This window comes from Kribbella sp. C-35 (assembly GCF_046549195.1).
GTDB lineage: Bacteria > Actinomycetota > Actinomycetes > Propionibacteriales > Kribbellaceae > Kribbella.
In genome coordinates, this window is record NZ_JAJPWG010000009.1 from 72,026 (window position 1) to 94,066 (window position 22,041).

Genomic DNA, 22,041 nt, shown 5'->3' on the forward strand with positions numbered 1-22,041 from the left:
CCACTCGTTTCCATCTCAGTGGAAAGGGTCGATGATTTCGCGGACCAGCCAGCGCACGGCCCGTTCCGGGTACGGGCGGGGCAGCGAGAGCACGATGTGGTCGAAGCCGAGTCCAACGGCTTTTCGGACGATCGCGCGGGTCTCGGCCGGGTCGTCGTACGAGACGATCTGCTGCAGCGAGCGGCTGAGCGTCGACGGATCGCGGCCGATCCGCTCGCATTCCGCATCCAGGCGGCGTACCCGATCGGCCAGGGTGTCGAAGTCGACGTGCGGCGGGCCGCTGATGTTCCAGGTGTCGGCGTACTCCGCGACGAGCCGCAGCATGCGGTTGCCCCAGCCGCCGATCAGCAGCGGCGGGCCGCCTTTCTGGACCGGCTTCGGCGAGTTCCGGTTCTGCTCCAGCGTGTAGTACTTGCCGTGGAAGTCGAACTCGTCCTCGGTCCACATCCGGCGCAGGATCTCGATCGTCTCGCGCAGTCGGTCGACCCCCTCCCCCGGCGGCACGAGCCTCAACCCGTAGGCGGCGTACTCCTCGATCGCGGGATTCGGGCCCGGGATGCCGGTCAGGCCGGCCGGTTGATGGGTCCCGCCGGCGCCGAGACCCATGATCAGCCGGCCGCCGGAGATCACATCCAGCGTGCTGGCGATCTTGCCGAGGACGGCCGGCGGGCGGATCCGGTTGCTGGTGACGAGCAGACCGAGGCGGAGCCGCGTGGTCTGCGCGGCGAGCGCGGTCAGCAGAGTCCAGCCCTCGAGTACGTCGCCGTCCTTGGGGCCGGCGAGCGGGAGGAAGTGGTCCCACAGCCAGGCGTCGCGGATCTGCGGCACCTCGTCGGCCTCGAGCCAGACGCGGCGGATGTCGGCGTACGGGACATGCATCGGGGTGGTCTTCAGACCGAAGGTCGGTTCCATAATCATCAGGGTAGCTGATGATCAGCATTCCTGACGATCAGTTGCCCGGTAGATTTGACGGTATGTCTGATCGGCTCGGGTACCTGCTCAAACACGTCCTCGCGGAGCTCACCGAGGCGCAGACGTCAGCGTTGGCGCCGTACGGGCTGAACGGGCGTGATCTGGCGGTGCTGGCGGCGATCGTGTCGGGTGAGCCGCTGTCGCAGCTCGAGGTCGCCGCGCGGCTGCGGGTGGACCGGACGTCGATCGGCGATCTGCTGGACGGGCTCGAGGAACGCGGCTTCGTCGAACGCCGGCGGAGCGCGGAGGATCGGCGCCGGAACGTCGTCGTGCTGACCTCGCTGGGCGAATCCACGTTCGAGACCGCGGAGCGGATCCGATTGGAGGTGGAGCGGGAGTTCCTCGCTCCCCTGCCCTCAGCGGACCGTTTCCGCGACGACCTGAGGCTGCTGCTCGGGGAATGAGGGCTCCGGCGGGGCCGTTGGACTCTGCATGCTCTCCGTCCCGCTGTCAGTCCTGGACCGCTCCCGGACGCGAGTAGGCGAGTCAGAGGCGGAGACGCTGCGGGCGACCGTGGAGCTCGCACAGCAGGTGGAAGAGCTTGGCTACAAGCGTTTCTGGGTGTCGGAGCACCACAGCGTGCCAGGAGTGGTCGGTTCTGCGCCGACCGTGCTGGCTGCGGCTGTTGCCGCCCGTACCGATCGGATCCGCGTCGGCACGGGCGGAGTCATGCTTCCGAACCACAAGCCACTGGTCGTGGCGGAGCAGTTCGGCGTACTGGAGTCGCTGTACCCGGGCCGGATCGACATGGGACTCGGCCGCTCGGTCGGCTTCACGAACGGCGTACGGCGGGCTCTCGGTGTCTCAAAGGATGCCGCCGACGAGTTCGCCACACAGGTCCGCGAGCTCCTGGACTATCTCGCGGGTACTTCGACTGACCAGGTTCATGCGCGACCGGGCGAGGGGCTGCGGATCCCGCCGTTCATCCTCGCAGTCGGCGAAGGTGCGACGATCGCGGCGTCCCTGGGACTGCCCGTGGTGCTGGCTGCTCGCTCGGACTCGGCCGACCTGCTCGAGGATTACCGGAGCACGTTCCAGCCGTCCGCGTGGGCGTCGGAGCCGTACGTGATCCTCGCAGTCACCGCTGCGGTGGCCGATTCGACGGAGGCAGCGCGAGAGCTCTTGTTGCCGGAGGCATGGGCCAGTGCGTACTCACGTACGCGGGGCGTGTTCCCTCCGCTGCAGCCCGACGTACCGGACGAGATGACCGCGCGCGAGCAGGAGTTCTTCGAGAACGCGCTCCGCGGTCAGATCTACGGCACACCCGCCGACGTCGACGAGGCACTCGACGAGCTGGTACGTCGTACCGCTGCCGACGAGCTGCTGATTACTACGAACACCTACGACCGCGCCGCGCTCCTGGCGACCTACGCGGCGTTGGCGAAGCTCACCGGCTGATCCGGTCCTCGAGCCGCTTGCGTACGTCCGGCCACTCGTCGGCCAGGATCGAGAACACCACCGTGTCCCGGAACGAGCCGTCAGCCGTGCGCATGTGCCGCCGCAGCACGCCCTCGCGGGTCGCTCCGAGCTTCGCGATCGCCGCCTGCGACCGGGTGTTCTTCGAGCCGGTCTGGATCTTCACGCGCCCGAATCCACACACCTCGAAGGCATGCTCGAGCAGCAGGAGCTTGGCCGCCGGGTTGACCGCGGTCCCCCACACGGCCGGCGCGTAGCCGGTCCAGCCGAGATGGATCCGCTCGTTGACCACATCGACGTCGCCGAGGCTCGACGTACCGACGACGGTGCCGTCGGCAACCAAGCGGACGACGTACGCGAACCGCTTGGCCGCGGCCGGGATCCACTGCGCGCGCATGTCCTCCGCGCTCGACGGCATCGCCGCGAGACCGCCGCCGAAGCCGCCCGCGTACACCTGCTCGTTGGCGATCGCGGCGTACAGCTCGTCGATGTCGGACTCCTGCAACCGGTCCAGGCGTACGACGTCGCCGACCAGGGAGCGTCCGTCCGGTGCGACCGTCACGCCTTCACCAGCAGGTGCAGGAGGAGCCAGACGATCGGCGCGGTAGCGAGCAGCGAGTCCAGCCGATCCATCACGCCGCCGTGACCGGGCAAAAGGTTGGACATGTCCTTGATCCCCAGGTCGCGCTTGATCATCGATTCGCCGAGGTCACCGACCGTCGCAGTCAGGACGGCGACGGCGCCGACGATCGCGCCGACCCACCAATGACCGTCCAGCAGGAAGACGACCGCGGCGATACCGGCGCCGATGCACGCGAGCGTCGAGCCGGCGAAGCCCTCCCAGGACTTCTTCGGGCTGATCGTCGGCGCCATCGGGTGCTTGCCGAACAGGACACCGGCCGCATAGCCGCCGACGTCACTGGCGACTACGACCACGAAGAACGTGACTACCCGCCCCGGACCGTCCGCCTCCGGCTGGACCAGCAGGATCGCGAACCCGGCCAGCAGCGGCACGTAGCCGATCAGGAAGACCCCGGCGCTCACGTCCCGGACGAACCCGACCGAGCCGCCCGGCATCCGCCAGAAGATCGTCCCGAGCACGGTGATCCCAAGCGCCACGAGCAGCGCCATCGGTCCGCCGAAGTACGCCGCCACCAGCATCGCCGTCGTACCGACGAACAACGGGATCCGCGGAATCTCGGCCCCACCGGTGCGCAGCGCCTTGATCATCTCGTCGACGGCGATCAGCACGACGGCCAGCACCAGGACGGTGAACAGGACTTTCTGCCAGTACAGCGATCCGAGGATCAGTGCGCCGAGCCCGACCCCCACCGCGATCGCCGCGGGCAGATTGCGCCCGGCACGGCTCGGGCTGGGACTCGGCGCAGGCGTGCTGTCGACGCCCATCACACCTCGAGCAGTTCGGCTTCCTTGTGCTTGAGCAGGTCGTCGATGGAGTCGACGAACTTCTTCGTCAACCCGTCGAGCCGCTTCTCAGCACTCTTGCCCTCGTCCTCGCCGGCGTCGCCGTCCTTGACGGTCTTGTGCACCTGGTCCATGGCGTGCCGGCGGATGTTGCGGACCGAGACCTTGGCCTCCTCGGCCTTGGTCTTCGCGACCTTGATGTACTCCTTGCGACGCTCCTCGGTCAGGGCCGGCAGCACGACCCGGATGATGGCGCCGTCGTTGCCCGGGTTCACACCCAGGTCCGAGTCGCGGATCGCCTTCTCGATCGCCGCCATCGCACCCTTGTCGTACGGCGAGATCAGCACGGTACGGGGCTCCGGCACCTGGAAACCGGCCAGCTGCTGCAGCGGGGTCGGGCTACCGTAGTAGTCGGCCAGAATGCCGGCGAACATCTGCGGGTGCGCCCGGCCGGTGCGGATCGCGGCGAAGTCGTCCTTCGCAACCTCCACGGCCTTCGACATCTTCTGCTCGGCATCGCGGAGAGCTTCGTCGATCACGACAATCCTCGCTTCCTCTGGGCCGCGCCGATGCGGCCACTCCTACTGTGCGCCTTGTGACAACCGATCCTAGTGGTACGCCGCCGTACCGCCGGTTACTGGCCCCGGGAGACGACCGTGCCGATCTTCTCGCCGTGGATCACCCGGGCGATGTTGCCCTCCTCGAGACCGAAGATCACGATCGGTAGCGCGTTGTCGCGGGCCAGGCTGATCGCGGTCGCGTCGGCGACCCGGAGCCCGCGGGCCAGGAAGTCGTCGTACGACAGCTGGTCGAACTTCACCGCGTCCGGGTTCTTCTTCGGGTCGGAGTCGTAGACACCGTCAACGCCCTGTTTGCCCATCAGCAGCGCCTCGGCGCCGACCTCCAGCGCGCGCTGGGCGGCGACCGTGTCGGTGGAGAAGTACGGCATCCCGGAGCCGGCACCGAAGATGACCACGCGGCCCTTCTCCAGGTGCCGTTCGGCCTTGCGCGGGATGTACGGCTCGGCGACCTGGCCCATCGTGATCGCGGTCTGAACCCGCGTCTCGATGCCGAGCTTCTCCAGGAAGTCCTGGAGCGCCAGGCAGTTCATCACGGTGCCGAGCATGCCCATGTAGTCGGCCCGGTTGCGCTCCATGCCGCGCTGCTGGAGCTCGGCGCCGCGGAAGAAGTTCCCGCCGCCGACCACCACGGCGACCTGGACGCCCGCCCGCGCCACGTCCGCGATCTGCTTGGCGATCGAGTTCACCACATCGGGGTCGACGCCGAGCTTGCCGCCGCCGAACACCTCCCCGGACAGCTTCAGCAGCACGCGGTGGTAGGCGGGCGAGGACGGCGAAGAGGCCGGACTCGTCTCGGTACCCAGGGATTCCGTCACGATTCCGGCCTCTCGTCGTTCGTCTTCTTCGTGTGACCTCTGACGGTCAGGCGCCGACCTCGAAGCGGGCGAACCGCTTCACGGTGACACCGGCGGCGTCGAGCACAGCCTTCACGGACTTCTTGTTCTCCGTGACCGACGGCTGCTCGAGCAGCACGACGTCCTTGAAGAAGCCGTTCACCCGGCCCTCGACGATCTTCGGCAGGGCGCCTTCCGGCTTGCCCTCCTCGCGCGCGGTCGCCTCGGCGATCCGCTTCTCGTTCTCGACCGTCTCGGCCGGGACCTCGTCGCGGGTGGTGTACAGCGGGCGCATCGCGGCGGCCTGCATGGCGGCGCCGCGGGCGGCCTCCACGTCGTCACCCTCGAACTCGACCAGTACGCCGACCTGGGCCGGCAGGTCCGCGGCGCGCTTGTGCATGTACGCCGTGACCTTGCCGTCGAAGACGGCCACCTTGCCGAGCTCCAGCTTCTCGCCGATGACCGCGGCCAGCGCCTCGATGTTCTCGGCGACCGACTTGCCGTCGGTCAGCTTCTCGCTGAGCAGGCCCTCGACGTCGCCGACCTTGCTCGCCGAAGCGTGCGCGACGATGTCGGCGGCCAGCTGCTGGAACTGCTCGTTCTTGGCGACGAAGTCGGTCTCGCAGTTCAGCTGGACCAGAGCGTTCTCCGCCGCGGCCACCAGGCCGTTGGTGGCGGACCGCTCGGCGCCGCGCTTCTGAGCCTTGGCCGCGCCGTGGATGCGCAGCTCCTCGATCGCCTTCTCGAAGTCGCCGTCGGTGGCCTCGAGCGCCTTCTTCGCGTCCATCATGCCCGCGCCGGTGGTGTCGCGGAGCTTCTTCACGTCAGCGGCGGTGTAGTTCGCCATTCCTCGATCTCTCGTCTTGTTCTGATGCGGCTGGGTGGGCGGGCAGCGCCGGCGGCCGGGCCGCGGCAGCTGGTGGCGCCGCCCGGGATCGACCCGAGCGGCGCCAGCGGGCTGTCAGGCCTCGTCGGCCTTCGGGGCGTCGTCGTCCTTCTTCGCCTCGGTGACCTCGGCGTCGGTCGCGACCGGCTCGGTCAGGATCTCGGTCGCCGGAGCGGCCTCGGCAACCTCGGCAACCTCGGCAACCGGGGCAGCCTCGGCGGCCGGAGCGGCCTCAGCGGTCTCGGTGGCCTTGGCGGCGCCGTTCTGGCTCTCCAGCAGCTCGCGCTCCCAGGCGGCCAGCGGCTCTTCCTGGCCCAGCTCCTCGCCGGCGGCGGCGGAGCCCTGGCCGGAGCGGCCCATCAGGCCGTCGGCGACGGCGTCGGCGACGACCCGCGTGAGCAGGCCGACCGAGCGGATCGCGTCGTCGTTCCCCGGGATCGGGTAGTCGACCTCGTCCGGGTCGCAGTTGGTGTCCAGGATGCCGATGATCGGCAGCTTCAGCTTGCGCGCCTCGTCGACGGCGAGGTGCTCCTTCTTGGTGTCCACGATCCACACGGCGGCCGGAACCCGGGCCATGTCGCGGATACCGCCGAGGGTCTTGAGCAGCTTGTCGTGCTCGCGACGCTTCTGCAGCAGCTCCTTCTTGGTGACACCGGAGGCGGCGACGTCGTCGAAGTCGATGAGCTCGAGCTCCTTGAGCCGCTGCAGCCGCTTGTTCACCGTCTGGAAGTTGGTCAGCATGCCGCCCAGCCAGCGCTGGTTCACGTACGGCATCCCGACGCGGGTCGCCTGCTCGGCGATCGCTTCCTGAGCCTGCTTCTTGGTGCCGACGAACAGGATCGCGCCGCCGGACGCCACGGTGCTGCGAACGAACTCGTACGCGCGGTCGATGTAGGACAGCGACTGCTGCAGGTCGATGATGTAGATGCCGTTGCGCTCGGTGAGGATGTAGCGCTTCATCTTGGGGTTCCAGCGCCGGGTCTGGTGCCCGAAGTGCACGCCGCTCTCGAGCAGCTGCTTCATGGTTACTACGGCCATGACTGTGTGGGTCTCCTGTCACGCTTTCCCGGGTGCTCTTCCGGGTCCGCGCGTCTCTCGGTTGTCTCGCGACGCGCCGGGATGGCGCACCGTGCCTGATGCCCGTCGTACGGCTCCGCCCGGATCGCTCCGGGACCGCTGGAGTCGCACACTTGTGCGGGCATGCGTAGTCGCCCCACCTAGGTGTGGCGCCACCGGAAGTGTACGGGACCACCCACGCCGGACGCGAACCGGGTCAGGTTGTCCACAATTCCGCGATCGCCGGTCCGCGGCCACCCCGAAACCGGCATCTTCCCTGGCATGAACCTCGCCTTGCTCCCCCTCGCCGCCCCGCCCCCGCCGCCCACACCCAGCCCACCCCCGCCCGCCGTCGCGGCCTGGCCGCTCCAACCCCGTCCGGAGGTCGTGCGCGGCTTCGAGCTACCCGCGAAACCCTGGCTGCCCGGCCACCGCGGCGTCGATCTCGCCGGCCGCCCCGGCCAACCCGTCCTCGCAGCCACCGCCGGCACGATCACGTACGCCGGTGCACTCGCCGGCCGCGGCGTCGTCACGATCACCACCGGTCCCCGCCGTACGACGTACGAACCCGTCGTCCCCGAGGTCTCGGTCGGAACCGCTGTCAAGACCGGCACCGTCATCGGCCGCCTGTCCGCCGCGGGCTCGCACTGCCTGCCCAGATCCTGTCTGCACTGGGGCCTGCTCCAGGGCAAGCAGTACCTCAACCCCCTGACCCTGCTCCCCAACCGCCCGGTCCGGCTACTCCCGCTCACCGACCGACAAACCCAACCGGCCGCGGCAGCATCCCCCGGCACATCGCCTGACCTGTCGCGCGGTATGCCGCCTGCCCCGGCATCTGACGGCCCGCCGGATAGCAGCGGGCGCGCGGCCAAGCTCGTCATCGCCGCCACCGCAGCCCTGACACTCACCGCCGGCTTACTGATCAGGCGCGAATGAACCGCATACCTGCGGCAGGTTCAGCTGCCACGACACCCCGTACCGGTCGCACGCGGTCAGCTGCCGGGGACCCGGGCCTGCCAGGCGTCCTCGTCCCGCGAGCGGCGCTCGACGCCGGCCGGGAGCTTGTTCTTGGCGAGATCGATCAGCGTGGTGTTCTCGAGCACGTCCCGGAGGCTCGCGCGGGCGGCGATCCAGACCCGCTGCAGCACGACCGCGTGCTCGTTGTAGGTGACACTCTCCGGCCGGACGCCCGAGATGCTCACGATCGGGCCGTCGACCGCGCGCATCACGTCGGCGACGGAGATCTCGTTGGGGTCGACGGCCAGCCGCCAGCCGCCCGACTGCCCACGCTGGCTGGACAGGACGCCGGCTCGCCGCAGATCGGCCAGGATGCCCTGCAGGAACCCATGCGGAATGCCCTGCGCCCGGCTCAGCTCCTCGGCCGACACCACCGCAGCATCGCCGGCCACCCACCGCTGGGTGATCTCGATCAGAGCTCGCAACGCATAGTCAGACTTCGCCGAAACCCGCATGTCCCGCAGTCTGCCGCATCCCGGCGCTCACGCGCCGCATCCCCGGCCAATGTCATGCCCTGGGGTGCGCCTGCTGGTAGGCCTGGCGCAGACGATCCGTGGACACATGGGTGTAGATCTGGGTGGTCGCGAGCGACGCGTGCCCCAAGAGCTCCTGCACGCTCCGCAGGTCCGCGCCGCCCTCCAGCAGATGCGTGGCCGCCGTATGGCGCAGACCGTGCGGAGCGAGATCCGGCGCGTCGACGACAGCGATCCGCTCATGCACCATCCGCCGTACCGCTCGCTGGTCGATCCGGCCGCCCCGCGCCCCGAGAAAGGCCGCCGGCCCACTCCCCTCGCGCGCCAACTGCGGCCGCGCCTCGACCAGCCACCGCTCGAGCGCCTGCCCAGCCGGTACGCCGTACGGGACCGACCGCTCCTTCCGCCCCTTGCCGAAGACCCGTACGACGCGGCGCGAGTCGTCGACGTCGTCGACGTCAAGGGCGCACAGCTCGCCGACGCGGATCCCGGTTGCATAGAGCAACTCCATGATCGCGAGATCACGGAGCCCGACGGGACTGCCGTCGTCCGCCGCGACCGCCGCGGCGTCGAGCACCGCGCGGGTGTCAGCCTGACCGAGCACCCCCGGAAGGCTCTTGTGCGCCTTCGGGCTGGCCAGCAACGCTCCGGGATCCGTACCGATCCGCCCGGTCCGCCGCGCCCAGGCCGTGAAGACCCTTGCGGCCGTCGCCCGGCGGGCCATCGTGCTGCGGGATTTCCCCAGACTTTGCTGTTTGGCCAACCAGGACCGCAGGCTCCGGATATCCAACTGCCCGAGATCATCGTGACCAAGCCGAATCAAATGTTCGAGTAAATCCGCGACATCTCCGATGTAGGCTCTCACCGAGTGAGTGCTGAGGTCTCTTTCCGCCGTCAGATGCCTTTCGTAGTCAGCCAGTAACACAGCGAAACCCTCCGGCCAGGAACGGTTTCCGCTGACTTCGTCCGGCGTCATACCTCGACGATGCGTGAGGTGGCCCTGCATCGCAAGCCACCGCGCGGAGACCGACGAGAGGAGGGCTGGTCGATAGCCCAACGGTCGACTACTGTTCGGCCCGATTGCCCTAGTAGCAACGGAGGCACCCCTGACCATGGCCCCCTCAGCGAACGGACAGACCGTAGGCCGGCGCCTGCCGGTCGAGTCGGCGTTCACTCGAGTCGAGGACGCGCGGCACCGTCTGCCGCGTTTGTTCGGTCGTCGCGACCTGGTTGTACTCGGCCTGGGCGTGATGATCGGCTCCGGCATTTTCAGCATCAGCGGCGTTCAGGCGGCGAATGTCGCCGGACCGGCAGTGATTCTGTCGTTCGTCATCGCCGCGATCGTCTGTCTGCTGGCCGCGGCCTGTTACGCCGAACTGTCGTCCACCATCCCGGTTTCCGGTAGCGCGTACACGTTCAGCTACGTCACCTTCGGCGAAGCGTGGGCGTGGCTGGTCGGCTGGGCGCTCGTGCTCGAACTCGTCACCGCGGCGGCGATCGTCGCCCGGGTCTGGTCGGCGTACTTCCTGGCCACACTGGACGGCTTTGGCGTGACGCTGCCCGACGGAGTCGCGCAGTTCTTCGGCCCCGAGGCCAAGTTGAACCTGGTGGCCCCACTGCTGCTGCTGATCCTGACCGCGCTGATCGTGACCGGCACCAAACTCTCCTCCCGCGTGCTGACCGTCGTCGTGATCGCGAAGGTCGCGGTGATCCTCCTGGTGGTCATCGTCGGCGCCGCGCACATCAACATGGACAACTACCACCCGTTCGTACCGCCGGCCCGGGCCGCGCCCGCGACCGCGAGCCCGACGTTGCTCGGCTGGATCCTGGACTCGTCGTTCGGCTCGTTCGGGACGATGGGCATCTTCACGGCCGCCAGCACGATCGTGTTCGCGTACATCGGCTTCGACCTGATCGCGACCGCGTCCGAGGACGCCCGCAGCCCGCGGAAGACCGTCCCGCAGGGCATGCTGCTCGGCGTCGGCGCGGTGACGATCCTCTACATCGCGATGGCAGTCGTCCTGGTCGGTATGCGCCCGTACGCCCAACTCGGCGGCGGCGCACCGGTCTCCGAAGCACTGGCCGCGGTCGGCGTCGGGTGGGCCGCGAAAGTGGTCAATCTAGGGGCCTTGCTCGCGTTGATGACGGTGATCATGGTGGTCCTCATCGCGCAGAGCCGGGTGCTGTTCAACATGGGCCGTGACGGCCTGCTCCCGAAGAGCCTCGGCCGGGTCAGCCGCGTGTACTCCTCCCCCGCCCGCGCCGCAGCCGCCGCAGGCGTCGCCGCGCTGGCCCTCACGCTCTACCCGAAGGTCTTGGAGCTCGAGGAACTGCTCGTCATCGGAGCCCTGTTCTGCTTCGCGTTCTGCGCGGTCGGCGTCCTCACACTGCGTCGCTCGGAGCCCAACCTGGAGCGCGGTTTCCGGGTGCCGATGGTCCCGCTGATCCCGCTGCTGTCCCTCGCCGCCACGGTCTGGCTGATGCTCAACATGAAGACGAGCACCTGGACCAAGTTCGGCATCTGGATGGCCATCGGCATCGCGATCTACGGCCTCTACGGTCGCTGGCACAGCCGCCTCGCCAACGAGGACAGCTGGGACTTCGACCTCGGCGACACCGACCCGGGCACCGGAGGCCTGCAGGCCGTCCGCCCCGACCACGACCGTCCCACCGAACTCCGCGCCATCCGCACCCCGCCCGAGCAGCAACCCCAAAAGCCCACCCGCGGCAAACACATGCGCAACTAAGGTCGATGACCGCGCCGACGGCCCACGGACTGTGGGCTGTCCGTGGAGTGCCCGGGCGGTCCGTGGAGTGCGTCGGTCAGAGCACGCCGGGTGCGCTCGTTCGCATCCGCAGGCCGTCGACCAGCAGGTCGAGTCCCAACGTGAACTGTTCGATCGAGCCCGCGGCCGGCATCCGCTCGGTGGACGTCTGACCGATGCTCCTGAGGGCACGCGCAGCCTCCGCCCAGCGATCGTCACGTTGCCCGTGGGTCGCCACTGCCATGGCGATCGAGCTGGACAGGTACGCAATCAGCACCTGGCTCGTGGCCACCGTCTCTTCGTCACTGAGCCCGGCATCCCGCAACGCGCCGAGCAGCATCCGGCCGATCTGCTGACCGTGCGGCCCGAGCGGTGGACGGGCAGCGACATGGGGCGCGATGCCCGGATGCGCAAGGGCCACCTGCCGGGAGTTGGCGAGCGTCTCCCGTAGTCGCACCACCCACGGTTCGCGGTCGTCGGGCAGGACGACGTCCCCCACGGCGAGGTCGGCGACAGCGTCGAGCAGGGCGACTCGATTGGCGAAGTGCCGGTACAGCGTCATCGGGTCGCAACCGACGTACGCCGCGATGCGCCGCGCGGTCATCGCCTCGGGGCCCTCCCGGTCGCCGAGGGCCAGTGCGCTCTCAGCGATCGAGCCGGGTGACAGCGTGCCCCGAACTACTCGAGTCTTTCGCTCATCTGTCATGGCAGTAATCTACGCCGTAGACAAGGGCCGTGACTGATGTCTACGGTGTAGACATGACTCGCAACGGTCTTCTTGCTGCCCGGCTGGTCGCCGGGTTCCTCGCGCTGTTCATGGCCGCGTACTTCGCGACCGACAACTTCGGCGGCGCCTCGGTCCGCCGACTGGACAACCCGTTCCTGCTGCCGGACCTCCTGATCCTCGTTCTGCTGGCCGTCTCGGCCGCACTCCCCCGCCGCCTCGCAGCCCCGGCCTTGATCTTCTCCCTGGCCTGGTCCGCCGCCGTCTGGGCCACCTCCCTGGCCCACTGGCTGGTCGACGGCGAAGTAGGCCGCGGTCTCGGCCACCTGGCCCTCGTTCTCCCAGCAGTCCTCGCAGCCGCCGCGGCCGCTGTCAGCACCCGCCAGGAGCCGACAGACCCCTGAACAAACGTGGCGAGCCTTACGTTTGTCACATGAGCCGAATCTTCACCGTCACTTTCGCGTCTGTGTATCCGCTGTATGTGACCAAGGTCGAAAAGAAGGGACGCACGAAGACCGAACTCGATCAGGTGATCGAGTGGCTGACCGGTTTCGGCCCGGCAGCGTTGAAGGATCATTTGGCGGCGGGCACGACCTTCGAGGACTTCTTCGCCGAGGCACAACTCAATCCGCAGGCGTCGTCGATCACCGGAGTCGTCTGCGGCGTACGCGTCGAAAACATCGACGATCCACTGATGCAGAAGATCCGCTACCTCGACAAACTGGTCGACGAACTCGCCAAGGGCAAGCCAATGGCCAAGATCCTGCGCACGTAGCCGCAGCGCCGACCCCGCCAACTCATCGACTCGTCAGATCTCCATCAACCGTTGCCGCCATGGGCTCCCAGACGAATCCGTCCGGGTCGACGAGGTCGCCCGCATCCCCGCTCACTGCGATCCGGTGCGATCCGCTGCCGTCGATCGGTACGCCGGCGTCCTTTGCAAGGGCCTTCCGCCCGTACAGTCCCAGCTTGATCGGGCCCGTGGTGGAGAACTCGACGTACTTGCGCCCGAAGCTCCTCGCCACGGCCAACCCGTGGTCCACGTAGAACTTCTTGCTCACGGCAACATCAGCACATCCGAGCAGCAGCACGACGGAGTCGATCGCGCGTGTCGCCGGACCGGTGTCCTTCTTCGCCGAGGTCGCCACCTTCCAGATCGTGCCGTCGGGCGCCTCGACAACTCCGCCGTACCCCCACAGCGACTTGGTCACCGGCTTCACCACCGTCGCACCGGCATCCACCGCCGTCTCGAAGAGGCCGCTCACCGTACTCGGCTGAGCCACCGTCAACGACAACGTGAAGTCACGAAAACCAGTCGTTTCCGCGCTCGACTCACGCACCCGTACCTGCCCACTCAGCCCGAAGGCATCCGTGAGAAACCGCTCTGCCGACGCACGGTCAGCCACTTCCAGAACCACGCTGTGAAGAGTTGTCATGTCTCCAACCTAGGGAGCCAGGCTGCGGCGTGCTTCTCGATTCCTGACCAGATCTGAACGGCTGAAGGTGGTTTCGTTGTGTTGGGCCCGTGGTTGTCACGGGGATGGCGGTGGGGTGGTGGGTGGTAGGCGCCAGCCGGTGGGGGTTTGGGTTATGAGGGTCAGGGTGGTGAGGGTTTGTAGGCATTGCTGGGTCGTGGGGAGGTCTAGGCCTGCGGTGCTGGCTATGCGGTCGGTGGGGGCGGGGTTGTGGACCGGGACGGCGTCCAGGGTTCGTTGGAGGTCGGGGTCGAGGGTGTCGGTGAGGGTTGGGGCGGCTCTTGGGGTTTGGGTGAGGTTGGTGCCGAACGGGGAGATTGCCTCGATGATGTCGGCGACGTTGGTGGCGAGGACGGCGTTGCGTTCACGGACGAGTAGGTGGCTGCCGGCTGACATGCGCGAGGTGATCGGGCCGGGGACGGCGAGGACGGGGCGGCCGCATTGTTCGGCCCAGCCGGCGGTGTTGAGGGCTCCGCTGCGTACTGCGGCTTCGATGACGACGGTGCCCTGGGTGATGGCGGCGATGAGTCGGTTGCGGGCGAGGAAGCGGAGTTTGGTCGGGGCGCAGCCGGGTGGGAGTTCGGTGACGACCAGGCCGTCCTCGGCGATGTGGCTGAGCAGGGCCGAGTTGCGTTTCGGGTAGCTGACGTCGACACCGCAGGCGAGGACCGCGATCGTCGTGCCGGCGGCTGCGAGTGCTCCGCGGTGGGCGGCCGCGTCGATGCCGTAGGCGCCGCCGGAGACAATCGTGTGGCCGTTGTCGGCGAGGCCGGAGGACAGTTCGGCGGATACGTGTTCGCCGTACGACGAGCAGGCGCGGGCGCCGACGATCGCGACGGCTCGGGTCAGGGCGTGGCGGAGGTTCGCGCGGCCGCGGACCCAGAGGCCGAACGGTACGCCGGCTCGGCGGGTCAGCTGACCTGCTTCGTCGAGGACTTCGACTTCGGCCGGCCATTCGTCGTCGCCGGGGATCACGAACCGGGCGCCGGCTGCCGCGGCTCGCTCGAGATCTCGGCGTGGGTCGGCTGTGGCGAGTCGCGTGGACCAGCGCTCCAGGCCGGGGCCGTTGTGTTGGAGACGGTCCCAGATCTCCAACGGGGCTAGGCCGTCGAAGGCTTTCAGCGCGGCGAGGTCGCCTGGCTCGACGACTCGGGACAGACCCGCGCGTGCCAGACGCTCCTCATCTCCGTTGCCGCCAGCAACCGAATCGTTGCCATCCGCTCCTCGCCCGGAGCCAGAACCCTCGGTCGTGAGTGCGTAGGTGTGGGTCATTGCGTGGGTCCTTTGAGGGGGCGGAGGTCGGATAGTTGGGTCAAGGGTTCGCCTGAGCGGAGTTGGAAGGCTTCGTGGGTTTGGTCGACTGTGGGGATGGTTGCGCCGGCTAGGTCGGTCAAGGTCCAGGCGAGGCGGACTACGCGGTCGAAGCCTCGGGCGGTGAGGCGGCCGGCGGTGTAGTGGTCTTCCAGGAGCTTTTGGCTGGCGTCGTCCAGCGGGTGTTCGCGGCGCAGGACAGGGCCCGGGATCTCGCTGTTGAGGGTCCAGGCGGTCTCGCGGTAGCGGTGCGTCTGGCGATCGCGGGCGGCCTGGACGCGAGCGGCGACGACGGCGGTCGACTCCACGGGTTGGCCGTCGGTGACGGTGCGGGCGGCCGGCAGGATCTGGCGCTGGATGTCCAGGCGGTCCTTGATCGGGCCGCTGATCCGCTGGCGGTACCGCGCCAGGTGCTGTGGTGAGCAGCTGCAGATGCCTTGGTTGGTGCCGGACAGGCCGCAGGGGCATGGGTTGGCGGCGAGGACGAGCATGAAGCGGGCGGGGAACTTGGCAACGGCCGCGGCCCGGTGGATTTCGACGAATCCCGATTCGAGTGGCTGTCGGAGGCTGTCGAGGGCCAGTGGATGCATCTCGGGTGCCTCGTCGACGAAGAGGATGCCGCGGTGCGCGCAACTGATGGCGCCCGGTCTCGGCACGCCGGTGCCGCCGCCGACCAGGCTGGCTAGGGACGCCGTGTGGTGTGGCGCGATGAATGGCGGCCGGTGGACCAGCTCGGCGTCGTTCGTGAGCAGGCCGGCGAGTGAGTGCACGGCCGAGACCTCGAGTGAGTCGTCGGTGCTGAGGTCCGGCATCAGGCCGGCGAGGCGCTCGGCGAGCATCGTCTTGCCGGATCCCGGTGGGCCGTGCAGGAACAGGTGGTGACCACCGGCAGCAGCGGCCTCGATCGCGCGTCGGCCCTCCTGCTGGCCGATGATGTCGTCGAGATCGACCCCTGGCATCCGGATGAGCGATTCGGACACCAGGCGCGGCTCGGCGCGGGGCGGTGCTTCGTCGGGGATTTCGGTGCCGCGGAGCAGGGCGAGAACCTGGCGGAGCGAGCGAGCGCCGTACACCTCGATGCCGGGGACCAGGCGGGCCTCGCCGACGTTGAGGTCGGGAACGACGATGCGGTCGAAGCCGGCTCGGGACGCGGCCAGCGTCATCGCGAGCGCACCGCGGACCTCCCGGATCCGGCCGTCGAGGCCCAGTTCGCCGATGATCGCCGTACGGCGGAGCGCGCTGGGATCGACCGCGCCGGCGGCCGTGAGGAGCGACAACGCGATGGCGACGTCGTAGTGAGATCCAGTTTTGGGGAGGGTGGCGGGTGACAGGCCGATGGTGAGCTTGCGGTCGGGGAACCGCTCGCCGCTGTTCACCACGGCGGCGCGGACGCGGTCGCGGGCTTCGGACAGGGACGTGTCGGGAAGACCGATCAGGGTCGTCTTGGGCAGGCCCTGGGCGATGTCGGCCTCGACCTCGACGAGGTGGCCCTCCAGACCGACCAGGGCGACGGACCAGGTGTGTGCGAGGGCCATCAGAGCGCACCTCGCACGTGATCCACGGTCGGTGGCGTGTTGTGGTCGAACAGGATCGAGATCACGTCGATCCGGATCTCGGCCGGTCTGAGCTGATGGGTCTGCAGCCAGCGGCCGGCCAGCCTCCGGAGCGTGGCCAGCTTCCGGTAGGTGATCGACTCCAGCGGGGTGCCGTAGTTCAGCCCGCGCCTGGTCTTCACCTCACAGACGACGAGTGTGTCGCCTTCGCGCGCGACGATGTCGATCTCGCCGAACTCGCAGCGCCAGTTGCGCTCGAGCACCGCGAAACCGTGGGTGCTGAGATACCTCGCGGCGAGATCCTCGCCGTACCGTCCGACGGTGTTCCTGGTCCGCATCGATGACCACCTCCGGCAGAGAAGATGCCGGGATCAGGCCTCGGAAACGGACCTCACTTTCAGATTGTGGAAAACCGTGGACGCCGTCAGCGGCCGAAGTCGGAATCCTTCGGGACTTCCAGGTCGGACTTGGCGAGCTCTTCGATGTTGACGTCGCGGAAGGTGACGACCTTGGCGTTCTTGACGAAGCGGGCGGAACGGTACACGTCCCAGACCCAGGCGTCGGCCATCGTCACCTCGAAGTAGACGTCGCCGCCCTCGGTGCGGACCTTCAGGTCGACCGCGTTGCACAGGTAGAACCGCCGCTCGGTCTCCACGACGTACTTGAAGATCCCGACGACGTCCTTGTACTCCCGATAGAGCTGCAGCTCCATATCGGTCTCGTACTTCTCGAGGTCATCGGCACTCATCGGCTCTCCACTCCGGTGGGACTGGTCACATTCTGTCCCATAACGGGCCGCAGACTGCGGCGGACATTCTCAAACCGCCGTCGATGTTGTGGGCACGGGCCGTATTCGTCCAGTGCCGCCTGGTGTTCAGGGGTGCAGTAACCCTTGTGGATCCCGAACCCGTACTGCGGGTAGACCTTGTCCCAGTGCTCCATCACGCGATCCCGCGTCACCTTGGCGATCACTGACGCGGCAGAGATGCAGGCGGCCACCCGATCGCCCTTCCACATCGCCAGACCCGGTACGCCGAGACCGTCGACACCGAACCCGTCGGTCAGCACGTACGACGGCCGCACGTCGAGCCGGAACAGCGCCCGGCGGAGCGCCTGCACGTTCGCGACGTGCATGCCGAGCCGATCGCACTCGTCCGCCTCGATGGACACCACCGACCACGCCAAAGCACGCTTGCGGACCTCTTCGTAGCAGCGCTCGCGCGCCTTCGCGGTCAGCAGCTTCGAGTCGGCCAGCCCCGGGATCTGGCCGCGCTTGCCCTCCGGCAGGATCACCGCGGCAGCCACCAGCGGGCCGGCGCACGGTCCGCGACCGGCCTCGTCGACGCCCGCGATCGGGTCCAGGCCGACGCGGCGCAGGGCCCGCTCGTACCCGTACAGCCCGGCGTCCCGCCGTACCGTGCTCCCGCGCGGTAACGCGCTCATCCAGCCCTCCGCATCACACAACTCACCCTAGGGGATGTCTCCCAACTCCACGCCGTCGCGAGCAGGTGCTCGGCGGAGTGCCTCGGTGTGCTGGAGGGAAGGGGGCGATGTGGTTTCATCGTTCCCTTCCCTCCAGTGCAGCGAGGTGCCCGCCGAGTGCCGCGCAGTAGGCGTGGGGTTGGGAGACATCCCCACGCGTCCGAGGCGACAGAACGATTACTTGGGTGGCGGCGTGAGCGATATCGAAGGTTTGTCCGGCGCCGGGCCGGCCGCCGGGACCGCCTTGAAGGTGTCCGGTACGCCGAGTTTGCCCCAGCGACCCGCCGGCCAGACGATCATGATCGCCCGCCCGGTGACCTTGTCGAGCGGGACGAACGCCGCGTCGCCCTGGTTGCCGCCGTTCGCGTCGAGGTCCTGCAGATGCACGCGGGAGTCCCCGGAGGCGGAGCGGTGATCGCCCATCACGAAGATCCGGCCGGCCGGGACGGTGACCTGGAAGTCCATCTGGGACGGGGCGTCGCCCGGATACAGATAGCTGGTCTCGTCGAGCGGCTGGCCGTTCACGAGCAGCCGGCCCTTCGCGTCGCAGCAGGCGACCTTGTCGCCGGGCATGCCGATCAGGCGCTTGATCAGGTGGCCGTGGCTGGAGTCCGGCAGCAGGCCGACGATCTCGAAGAACCGGCCGATCGAACCGCGCTTCTGGCCGCTCTCCTCGGCGCCGAGCCAGCCGCCCGGATCCTCGAACACGACCACGTCGCCGCGCTTGACGTCGGTGAGCTTCTCCACCACGACCCGGTCGCCGACCAGCAGGGTGTTCTCCATCGACTCGCTCGGGATGATGAACATCTGCCCGACGAACGCACGCAGGATCGAAGAAACGATCAGGGCACCGACCACGATCAGCACGAACTCGCGGGCTGCCGCCGCGAAGCCCGAGCGGTGGGCAGGTTTGGCGTCCGTCTTGGTCGGTGTATCGGTCACTTCTTCAGCCCCGGCTTCTTGAAGGTTTCCGGAGGACGCAGCATCGTCATCCGGTCAGACGGCCAGATTACGCAACAGGCCCGGCCAACCACGTTCTCGACCGGCACGAATCCGCCGCCGGGGCCGCCCATATGGGCGCGGGAATCGGCGGACTCCGCCCGGTTGTCGCCCATCACCCACAGGTGACCGGCCGGGACCAGCACGTTGAAGGGCAGCTCGGACGGCTTGGCGTCCTTCAGCAGGTACTCCCGCTCGTCCAGCGGGATGCCGTTGACGGTGATCTGGCCCTGCTTGTTGCAGCAGACCACCCGGTCGCCGCCGATGCCGATCACCCGCTTCACCAGGTGACCCTCGCCGCTGCGCGGCAGAATGCCGACGAACTCACCGATGCGGCGCACCGTGCCCGGCTTGACCTCTTCCTCGTTCAGCCAGTTGTCCGGGTCCTTGAAGACGATGATGTCACCGCGGTCGACGTCGCGGTGCAGGTAGCTGATCTTCTCGGCGAGGATCCGGTCGTCCTTCGTCAGCGTGTCGTACATCGACTCCGACGGGACGTAGAACGCCTCCGCGACGAACAGCCGCAGGACCACCGTGATGACGAGCGCGAGCACCGTGACGGTGCTCATCTCGACGAGCAGGCTGAGCAGCGGATTCCGCTGCTTCAGCCTGCGGTGACGTCCCTTGCTGCGACGTGCCCTCGTCGATACCGGTCGAGGGCGAGCGCGAGTCGCAGTGCTCGGCGCCATAGGTGACCGTCGTCGTTACGGGCGTCAGGAGGCCGGGACTTCGCGCTTCTCCTTGATCTTCGCCGCCTTACCGCGCAGTTCGCGCAGGTAGTACAGCTTGGCGCGGCGGACGTCGCCGCGGGTCACGACCTCGATCTTCTCGACGATCGGGGTGTGCAGCGGGAAGGTCCGCTCGACGCCGACACCGAAGCTGACCTTGCGGACCGTGAAGGTCTCCTGCAGGCCGCCACCCTGGCGCCGGATCACGACACCCTTGAACACCTGGACGCGGGACCGGTTGCCCTCGACGACCTTGACGTGCACGTTGACGGTGTCGCCGGGCCGGAAAGCGGGGATGTCGTCACGCTTGCTCGCGTTGTCGAGCTCATTCAGGACGTTGCTCATCAGGTGTCTCTTCCTCGCGCGTGCCACAGGTCACCCACGAATGTCGGTGGTGATGAAGTCATCAAAAGGCTGCCGGTCGGTGGTCACCCCCTGTGGCAGGAGCACCGAAGGGCAGCAACAGACAATCTTGCCACACGCCCCACACGGCGACGAAATCCGGTGCCGTCGACCGCGCAGGGTGATCACTTACGGCGTCTGCGTTTGCCGAGCCGGACCAGGTCGACCTTGGGCGTCAGGGCCTCCCGGCTGAGCTCCCGGTAACCCGCTTTCCGGTACAGGGCGAGGTTCCGGTCGCTCAGCGCACCTGTGTTCAGCGCGTACGACGTGACCTCGGCGGGCGCCACCTGCTCGGCGGCACGCAGCAGGCGGGCACCGAGACCGCGGCCCTGCCAGTCCGGGGCCACGATGAGTCGTTCGATCTGTCCGACGGAGTCGTCGACGACGAGCTGGACCGATCCGACGATGCGGGTGCCCGCGACAGCCTTCAGGACGGTCCCCCGCTCCAGGCGGGCCGCAGTCGCGGCGGGGTCGTCCAGCAGCGGCGGGATCGTGTAGTCGTCGTACAGCTGCGCCTCGGACAGGAAGGCGGCCAGCTGCAGGACGTGGATCTCGCCCGCGTCAGCAGCCGTTGCGGGCAGCAGGCGGACCGCTGAGGTGGCGTCCTCCTTCTGAGCGACCACATCGCCCCACGCTGCCAGGAGATCGGGCCGGCGTTCCGCGGTACGCCGTACGGACTCGTCGTGGCGCCAGTCGGCGATCAGGCCGTGGTTCCCGGACAGCAGGACCTCAGGTACGTCGTACCCGCGCCAGCTCGGCGGCTTCGTGTAGACCGGGTACTCGAGCAGGCCGTCGCCCGAGTGGGACTCCTCCGCCAGCGACTCCGGGTTGCCGATCACGCCGGGCAGCAGGCGCGCCACTGCCTCGACCATCACGAGTACGGCGACCTCACCGCCGTTCAGCACGTAGTCGCCGATGGACACCTCGTCGACGCGCATCCGCTCACCGGCGTACGACGCCACGCGCGCGTCGATGCCCTCGTACCGGCCACACGCGAACGCGAGCCACGGCTCCGCGGCGAGCTCGTACGCCAACGACTGGGTGAAAGGGCGTCCGGCAGGGGTCGGAACGATCAGCCGGGGCTGTGCGGGACCGTCGACCGGTGCGACCGCGTCCAGTGCCTGTCCCCAGGGCTCCGGCTTCATCACCATGCCCGCTCCCCCCCCGTACGGGGTGTCGTCGACGGTCCGGTGGCGGTCGTGGGTCCACTCGCGCAGGTCGTGCAGGTGGATGTCCAGGAGGCCGCTCTTGGCCGCCTTCCCGACCAGGGAGACGTCGAGAGCAGCCAGGTACTCCGGGAAGATCGTGACGACGTCCAGGCGCATGTCAGTCCCCTGGCTCGGTTTGGACCACGTCCGCGCCCTCGGGGTCGAGCAGGCCGGGGCGGTCCGCTACGACGACGTACCGCATGTCGATGTCGATCTCCGGGACGAGTTCCTCGACCATCGGGACCAGCACGAGGTTGCCCGCGGTACGCCGGATCTCCAGGAGGTCCTGTGACGGCAGGTGCACGACGTCGGTCACCTCACCGACCTCGGCGCCGTCGGTGGTGCGGACCGCTAGGCCGACGAGGTCGCGGTCGTAGTACTCCTCCGGGTCCTCGGGGCGTTCGTCCTCGGGGACCTCGCACTGCACGAACAGGTTGCGCAGCTGCTCCGCCGCGGTCCGGTCCGGCACCTCGGCGAACTTCACCAGCAGCTTCCCGCTGTGCCAGCGGCTCGAGGCGATGGTCAGGGTCCGGGACACCTTGGCATCGGTCACGACGGTCGCTCCGTCGGCGAACCGGCGGTCCGGCTCGTCGGTGCGCACGTCGATGCCGACCTCGCCCTTGATCCCGTGCGCGCGGCCGATCCGTCCGACAGTCACCAACACCTGCATTACTCCTTTGTACGAGTCGAAGGGCCGCACCCCAGAGACCGGGTGCGGCCCTTCGAGAGGACTGC

At 68.4% G+C, this 22,041-nt stretch carries 27 protein-coding genes; 6 read left to right on the forward strand and 21 right to left on the reverse strand.

The window, feature by feature from the left end:
* Positions 1-15: 15 nt before the first annotated feature.
* Positions 16-912, reverse strand: a complete 897-nt coding sequence (locus ACLJOO_RS41265) for an LLM class flavin-dependent oxidoreductase (RefSeq protein ID WP_410793663.1) — start codon at positions 910-912, stop codon at positions 16-18.
* A 62-nt stretch (positions 913-974) separates the two neighbouring features.
* Here ACLJOO_RS41265 and ACLJOO_RS41270 point away from each other — a divergent pair, with 62 nt between their 5' ends.
* Both ACLJOO_RS41270 and ACLJOO_RS41275 read left to right on the forward strand, forming a co-directional pair.
* Entirely contained in the window at positions 975-1,376 is a 402-nt protein-coding gene (locus tag ACLJOO_RS41270) for a MarR family winged helix-turn-helix transcriptional regulator (protein ID WP_410793664.1), read from the forward strand.
* A 28-nt stretch (positions 1,377-1,404) separates the two neighbouring features.
* Positions 1,405-2,370, forward strand: a complete 966-nt coding sequence (locus ACLJOO_RS41275; protein WP_410793666.1) for an LLM class flavin-dependent oxidoreductase — start codon at positions 1,405-1,407, stop codon at positions 2,368-2,370.
* Here the strand turns inward: ACLJOO_RS41275 and ACLJOO_RS41280 are convergent.
* The 6 genes from ACLJOO_RS41280 to rpsB all read right to left on the reverse strand — a co-directional run bounded on the left by ACLJOO_RS41280 (position 2,360) and on the right by rpsB (position 7,151).
* Complete coding sequence (locus tag ACLJOO_RS41280; protein WP_410793668.1) at positions 2,360-2,950, reverse strand: GNAT family N-acetyltransferase; 591 nt, start codon at positions 2,948-2,950, stop codon at positions 2,360-2,362. The genes ACLJOO_RS41275 and ACLJOO_RS41280 overlap by 11 nt on opposite strands.
* Positions 2,947-3,795 carry a phosphatidate cytidylyltransferase gene (locus ACLJOO_RS41285; protein WP_410793670.1) on the reverse strand — a complete coding sequence of 283 codons (849 nt, stop codon included), beginning with the start codon at positions 3,793-3,795 and terminating at the stop codon, positions 2,947-2,949. The genes ACLJOO_RS41280 and ACLJOO_RS41285 overlap by 4 nt, the downstream gene beginning before the upstream one ends.
* Positions 3,795-4,349: a ribosome recycling factor gene (gene frr, locus ACLJOO_RS41290; RefSeq protein ID WP_198682850.1), complete on the reverse strand. Its 555-nt coding sequence runs from the start codon at positions 4,347-4,349 to the stop codon at positions 3,795-3,797. The genes ACLJOO_RS41285 and frr overlap by 1 nt, the downstream gene beginning before the upstream one ends.
* A gap of 98 nt (positions 4,350-4,447) precedes the next feature.
* On the reverse strand, positions 4,448-5,209 hold the full coding sequence (gene pyrH / locus ACLJOO_RS41295) for a UMP kinase (RefSeq protein WP_410793671.1): 762 nt from the start codon (positions 5,207-5,209) through the stop codon (positions 4,448-4,450).
* Positions 5,210-5,255: 46 nt separating this feature from the next.
* Positions 5,256-6,074 carry a translation elongation factor Ts gene (tsf, locus tag ACLJOO_RS41300; protein WP_410793673.1) on the reverse strand — a complete coding sequence of 273 codons (819 nt, stop codon included), beginning with the start codon at positions 6,072-6,074 and terminating at the stop codon, positions 5,256-5,258.
* A 114-nt stretch (positions 6,075-6,188) separates the two neighbouring features.
* On the reverse strand, positions 6,189-7,151 hold the full coding sequence (rpsB, locus tag ACLJOO_RS41305) for a 30S ribosomal protein S2 (RefSeq protein ID WP_410793674.1): 963 nt from the start codon (positions 7,149-7,151) through the stop codon (positions 6,189-6,191).
* Between the two features lie 300 nt (positions 7,152-7,451).
* On the opposite strand from rpsB, the gene ACLJOO_RS41310 reads away from it, so the two are divergent.
* On the forward strand, positions 7,452-8,105 hold the full coding sequence (locus ACLJOO_RS41310) for a murein hydrolase activator EnvC family protein (RefSeq protein ID WP_410793676.1): 654 nt from the start codon (positions 7,452-7,454) through the stop codon (positions 8,103-8,105).
* Between the two features lie 56 nt (positions 8,106-8,161).
* Here ACLJOO_RS41310 and ACLJOO_RS41315 read toward each other — a convergent pair whose 3' ends face one another.
* Together ACLJOO_RS41315 and ACLJOO_RS41320 are read right to left on the reverse strand one after the other, a co-directional pair.
* A complete protein-coding gene (locus ACLJOO_RS41315; protein ID WP_410793677.1) occupies positions 8,162-8,641 on the reverse strand; it encodes an RrF2 family transcriptional regulator in 480 nt (159 codons plus the stop codon).
* Between the two features lie 52 nt (positions 8,642-8,693).
* Positions 8,694-9,635, reverse strand: a complete 942-nt coding sequence (locus tag ACLJOO_RS41320; RefSeq protein ID WP_410793679.1) for a tyrosine recombinase XerC — start codon at positions 9,633-9,635, stop codon at positions 8,694-8,696.
* A gap of 136 nt (positions 9,636-9,771) precedes the next feature.
* Here ACLJOO_RS41320 and ACLJOO_RS41325 point away from each other — a divergent pair, with 136 nt between their 5' ends.
* Positions 9,772-11,406 carry an APC family permease gene (locus tag ACLJOO_RS41325; RefSeq protein ID WP_410793680.1) on the forward strand — a complete coding sequence of 545 codons (1,635 nt, stop codon included), beginning with the start codon at positions 9,772-9,774 and terminating at the stop codon, positions 11,404-11,406.
* A 76-nt stretch (positions 11,407-11,482) separates the two neighbouring features.
* Here the strand turns inward: ACLJOO_RS41325 and ACLJOO_RS41330 are convergent, their stop codons facing one another.
* Entirely contained in the window at positions 11,483-12,130 is a 648-nt protein-coding gene (locus tag ACLJOO_RS41330) for a TetR/AcrR family transcriptional regulator C-terminal domain-containing protein (RefSeq protein WP_410793682.1), read from the reverse strand.
* A 53-nt stretch (positions 12,131-12,183) separates the two neighbouring features.
* On the opposite strand from ACLJOO_RS41330, the gene ACLJOO_RS41335 reads away from it, so the two are divergent.
* Together ACLJOO_RS41335 and ACLJOO_RS41340 are read left to right on the forward strand one after the other, a co-directional pair.
* On the forward strand, positions 12,184-12,552 hold the full coding sequence (locus ACLJOO_RS41335) for a hypothetical protein (protein WP_410793684.1): 369 nt from the start codon (positions 12,184-12,186) through the stop codon (positions 12,550-12,552).
* 29 nt (positions 12,553-12,581) lie between these two features.
* Positions 12,582-12,923 (forward strand): DUF2200 domain-containing protein, encoded by a 342-nt coding sequence (locus tag ACLJOO_RS41340; protein ID WP_410793686.1) that lies wholly within the window; start codon positions 12,582-12,584, stop codon positions 12,921-12,923.
* 22 nt (positions 12,924-12,945) lie between these two features.
* On the opposite strand, the gene ACLJOO_RS41345 is transcribed toward ACLJOO_RS41340, so the two are convergent.
* The 11 genes from ACLJOO_RS41345 to rimM all read right to left on the reverse strand — a co-directional run bounded on the left by ACLJOO_RS41345 (position 12,946) and on the right by rimM (position 21,970).
* Positions 12,946-13,584, reverse strand: a complete 639-nt coding sequence (locus ACLJOO_RS41345) for a glyoxalase (protein WP_410793687.1) — start codon at positions 13,582-13,584, stop codon at positions 12,946-12,948.
* 96 nt (positions 13,585-13,680) lie between these two features.
* Positions 13,681-14,895 carry a DNA-processing protein DprA gene (gene dprA / locus ACLJOO_RS41350; protein WP_410793689.1) on the reverse strand — a complete coding sequence of 405 codons (1,215 nt, stop codon included), beginning with the start codon at positions 14,893-14,895 and terminating at the stop codon, positions 13,681-13,683.
* Complete coding sequence (locus ACLJOO_RS41355) at positions 14,892-16,469, reverse strand: YifB family Mg chelatase-like AAA ATPase (RefSeq protein WP_410793690.1); 1,578 nt, start codon at positions 16,467-16,469, stop codon at positions 14,892-14,894. The genes dprA and ACLJOO_RS41355 overlap by 4 nt, the downstream gene beginning before the upstream one ends.
* Positions 16,469-16,825 (reverse strand): YraN family protein, encoded by a 357-nt coding sequence (locus ACLJOO_RS41360; protein WP_410793692.1) that lies wholly within the window; start codon positions 16,823-16,825, stop codon positions 16,469-16,471. The genes ACLJOO_RS41355 and ACLJOO_RS41360 overlap by 1 nt, the downstream gene beginning before the upstream one ends.
* 86 nt (positions 16,826-16,911) lie before the next feature.
* Complete coding sequence (locus ACLJOO_RS41365; RefSeq protein WP_012922325.1) at positions 16,912-17,235, reverse strand: DUF2469 domain-containing protein; 324 nt, start codon at positions 17,233-17,235, stop codon at positions 16,912-16,914.
* Positions 17,232-17,930 carry a ribonuclease HII gene (locus tag ACLJOO_RS41370; RefSeq protein WP_327636271.1) on the reverse strand — a complete coding sequence of 233 codons (699 nt, stop codon included), beginning with the start codon at positions 17,928-17,930 and terminating at the stop codon, positions 17,232-17,234. Before ACLJOO_RS41370 ends, ACLJOO_RS41365 begins: the two co-directional genes overlap by 4 nt.
* A gap of 216 nt (positions 17,931-18,146) precedes the next feature.
* The gene (lepB, locus tag ACLJOO_RS41375) at positions 18,147-18,911 is read right to left on the reverse strand and encodes a signal peptidase I (RefSeq protein WP_130387670.1); all 765 of its coding nucleotides are present in this window, start codon (positions 18,909-18,911) and stop codon (positions 18,147-18,149) included.
* A complete protein-coding gene (lepB, locus tag ACLJOO_RS41380) occupies positions 18,908-19,537 on the reverse strand; it encodes a signal peptidase I (RefSeq protein WP_238151156.1) in 630 nt (209 codons plus the stop codon). Before lepB (ACLJOO_RS41380) ends, lepB (ACLJOO_RS41375) begins: the two co-directional genes overlap by 4 nt.
* 144 nt (positions 19,538-19,681) lie before the next feature.
* Positions 19,682-20,041: a 50S ribosomal protein L19 gene (gene rplS / locus ACLJOO_RS41385; protein ID WP_410793693.1), complete on the reverse strand. Its 360-nt coding sequence runs from the start codon at positions 20,039-20,041 to the stop codon at positions 19,682-19,684.
* A gap of 182 nt (positions 20,042-20,223) precedes the next feature.
* On the reverse strand, positions 20,224-21,423 hold the full coding sequence (gene trmD / locus ACLJOO_RS41390; RefSeq protein WP_410793695.1) for a tRNA (guanosine(37)-N1)-methyltransferase TrmD: 1,200 nt from the start codon (positions 21,421-21,423) through the stop codon (positions 20,224-20,226).
* Between the two features lies 1 nt (position 21,424).
* The gene (rimM, locus tag ACLJOO_RS41395) at positions 21,425-21,970 is read right to left on the reverse strand and encodes a ribosome maturation factor RimM (RefSeq protein WP_410793697.1); all 546 of its coding nucleotides are present in this window, start codon (positions 21,968-21,970) and stop codon (positions 21,425-21,427) included.
* Positions 21,971-22,041 lie beyond the last annotated feature (71 nt).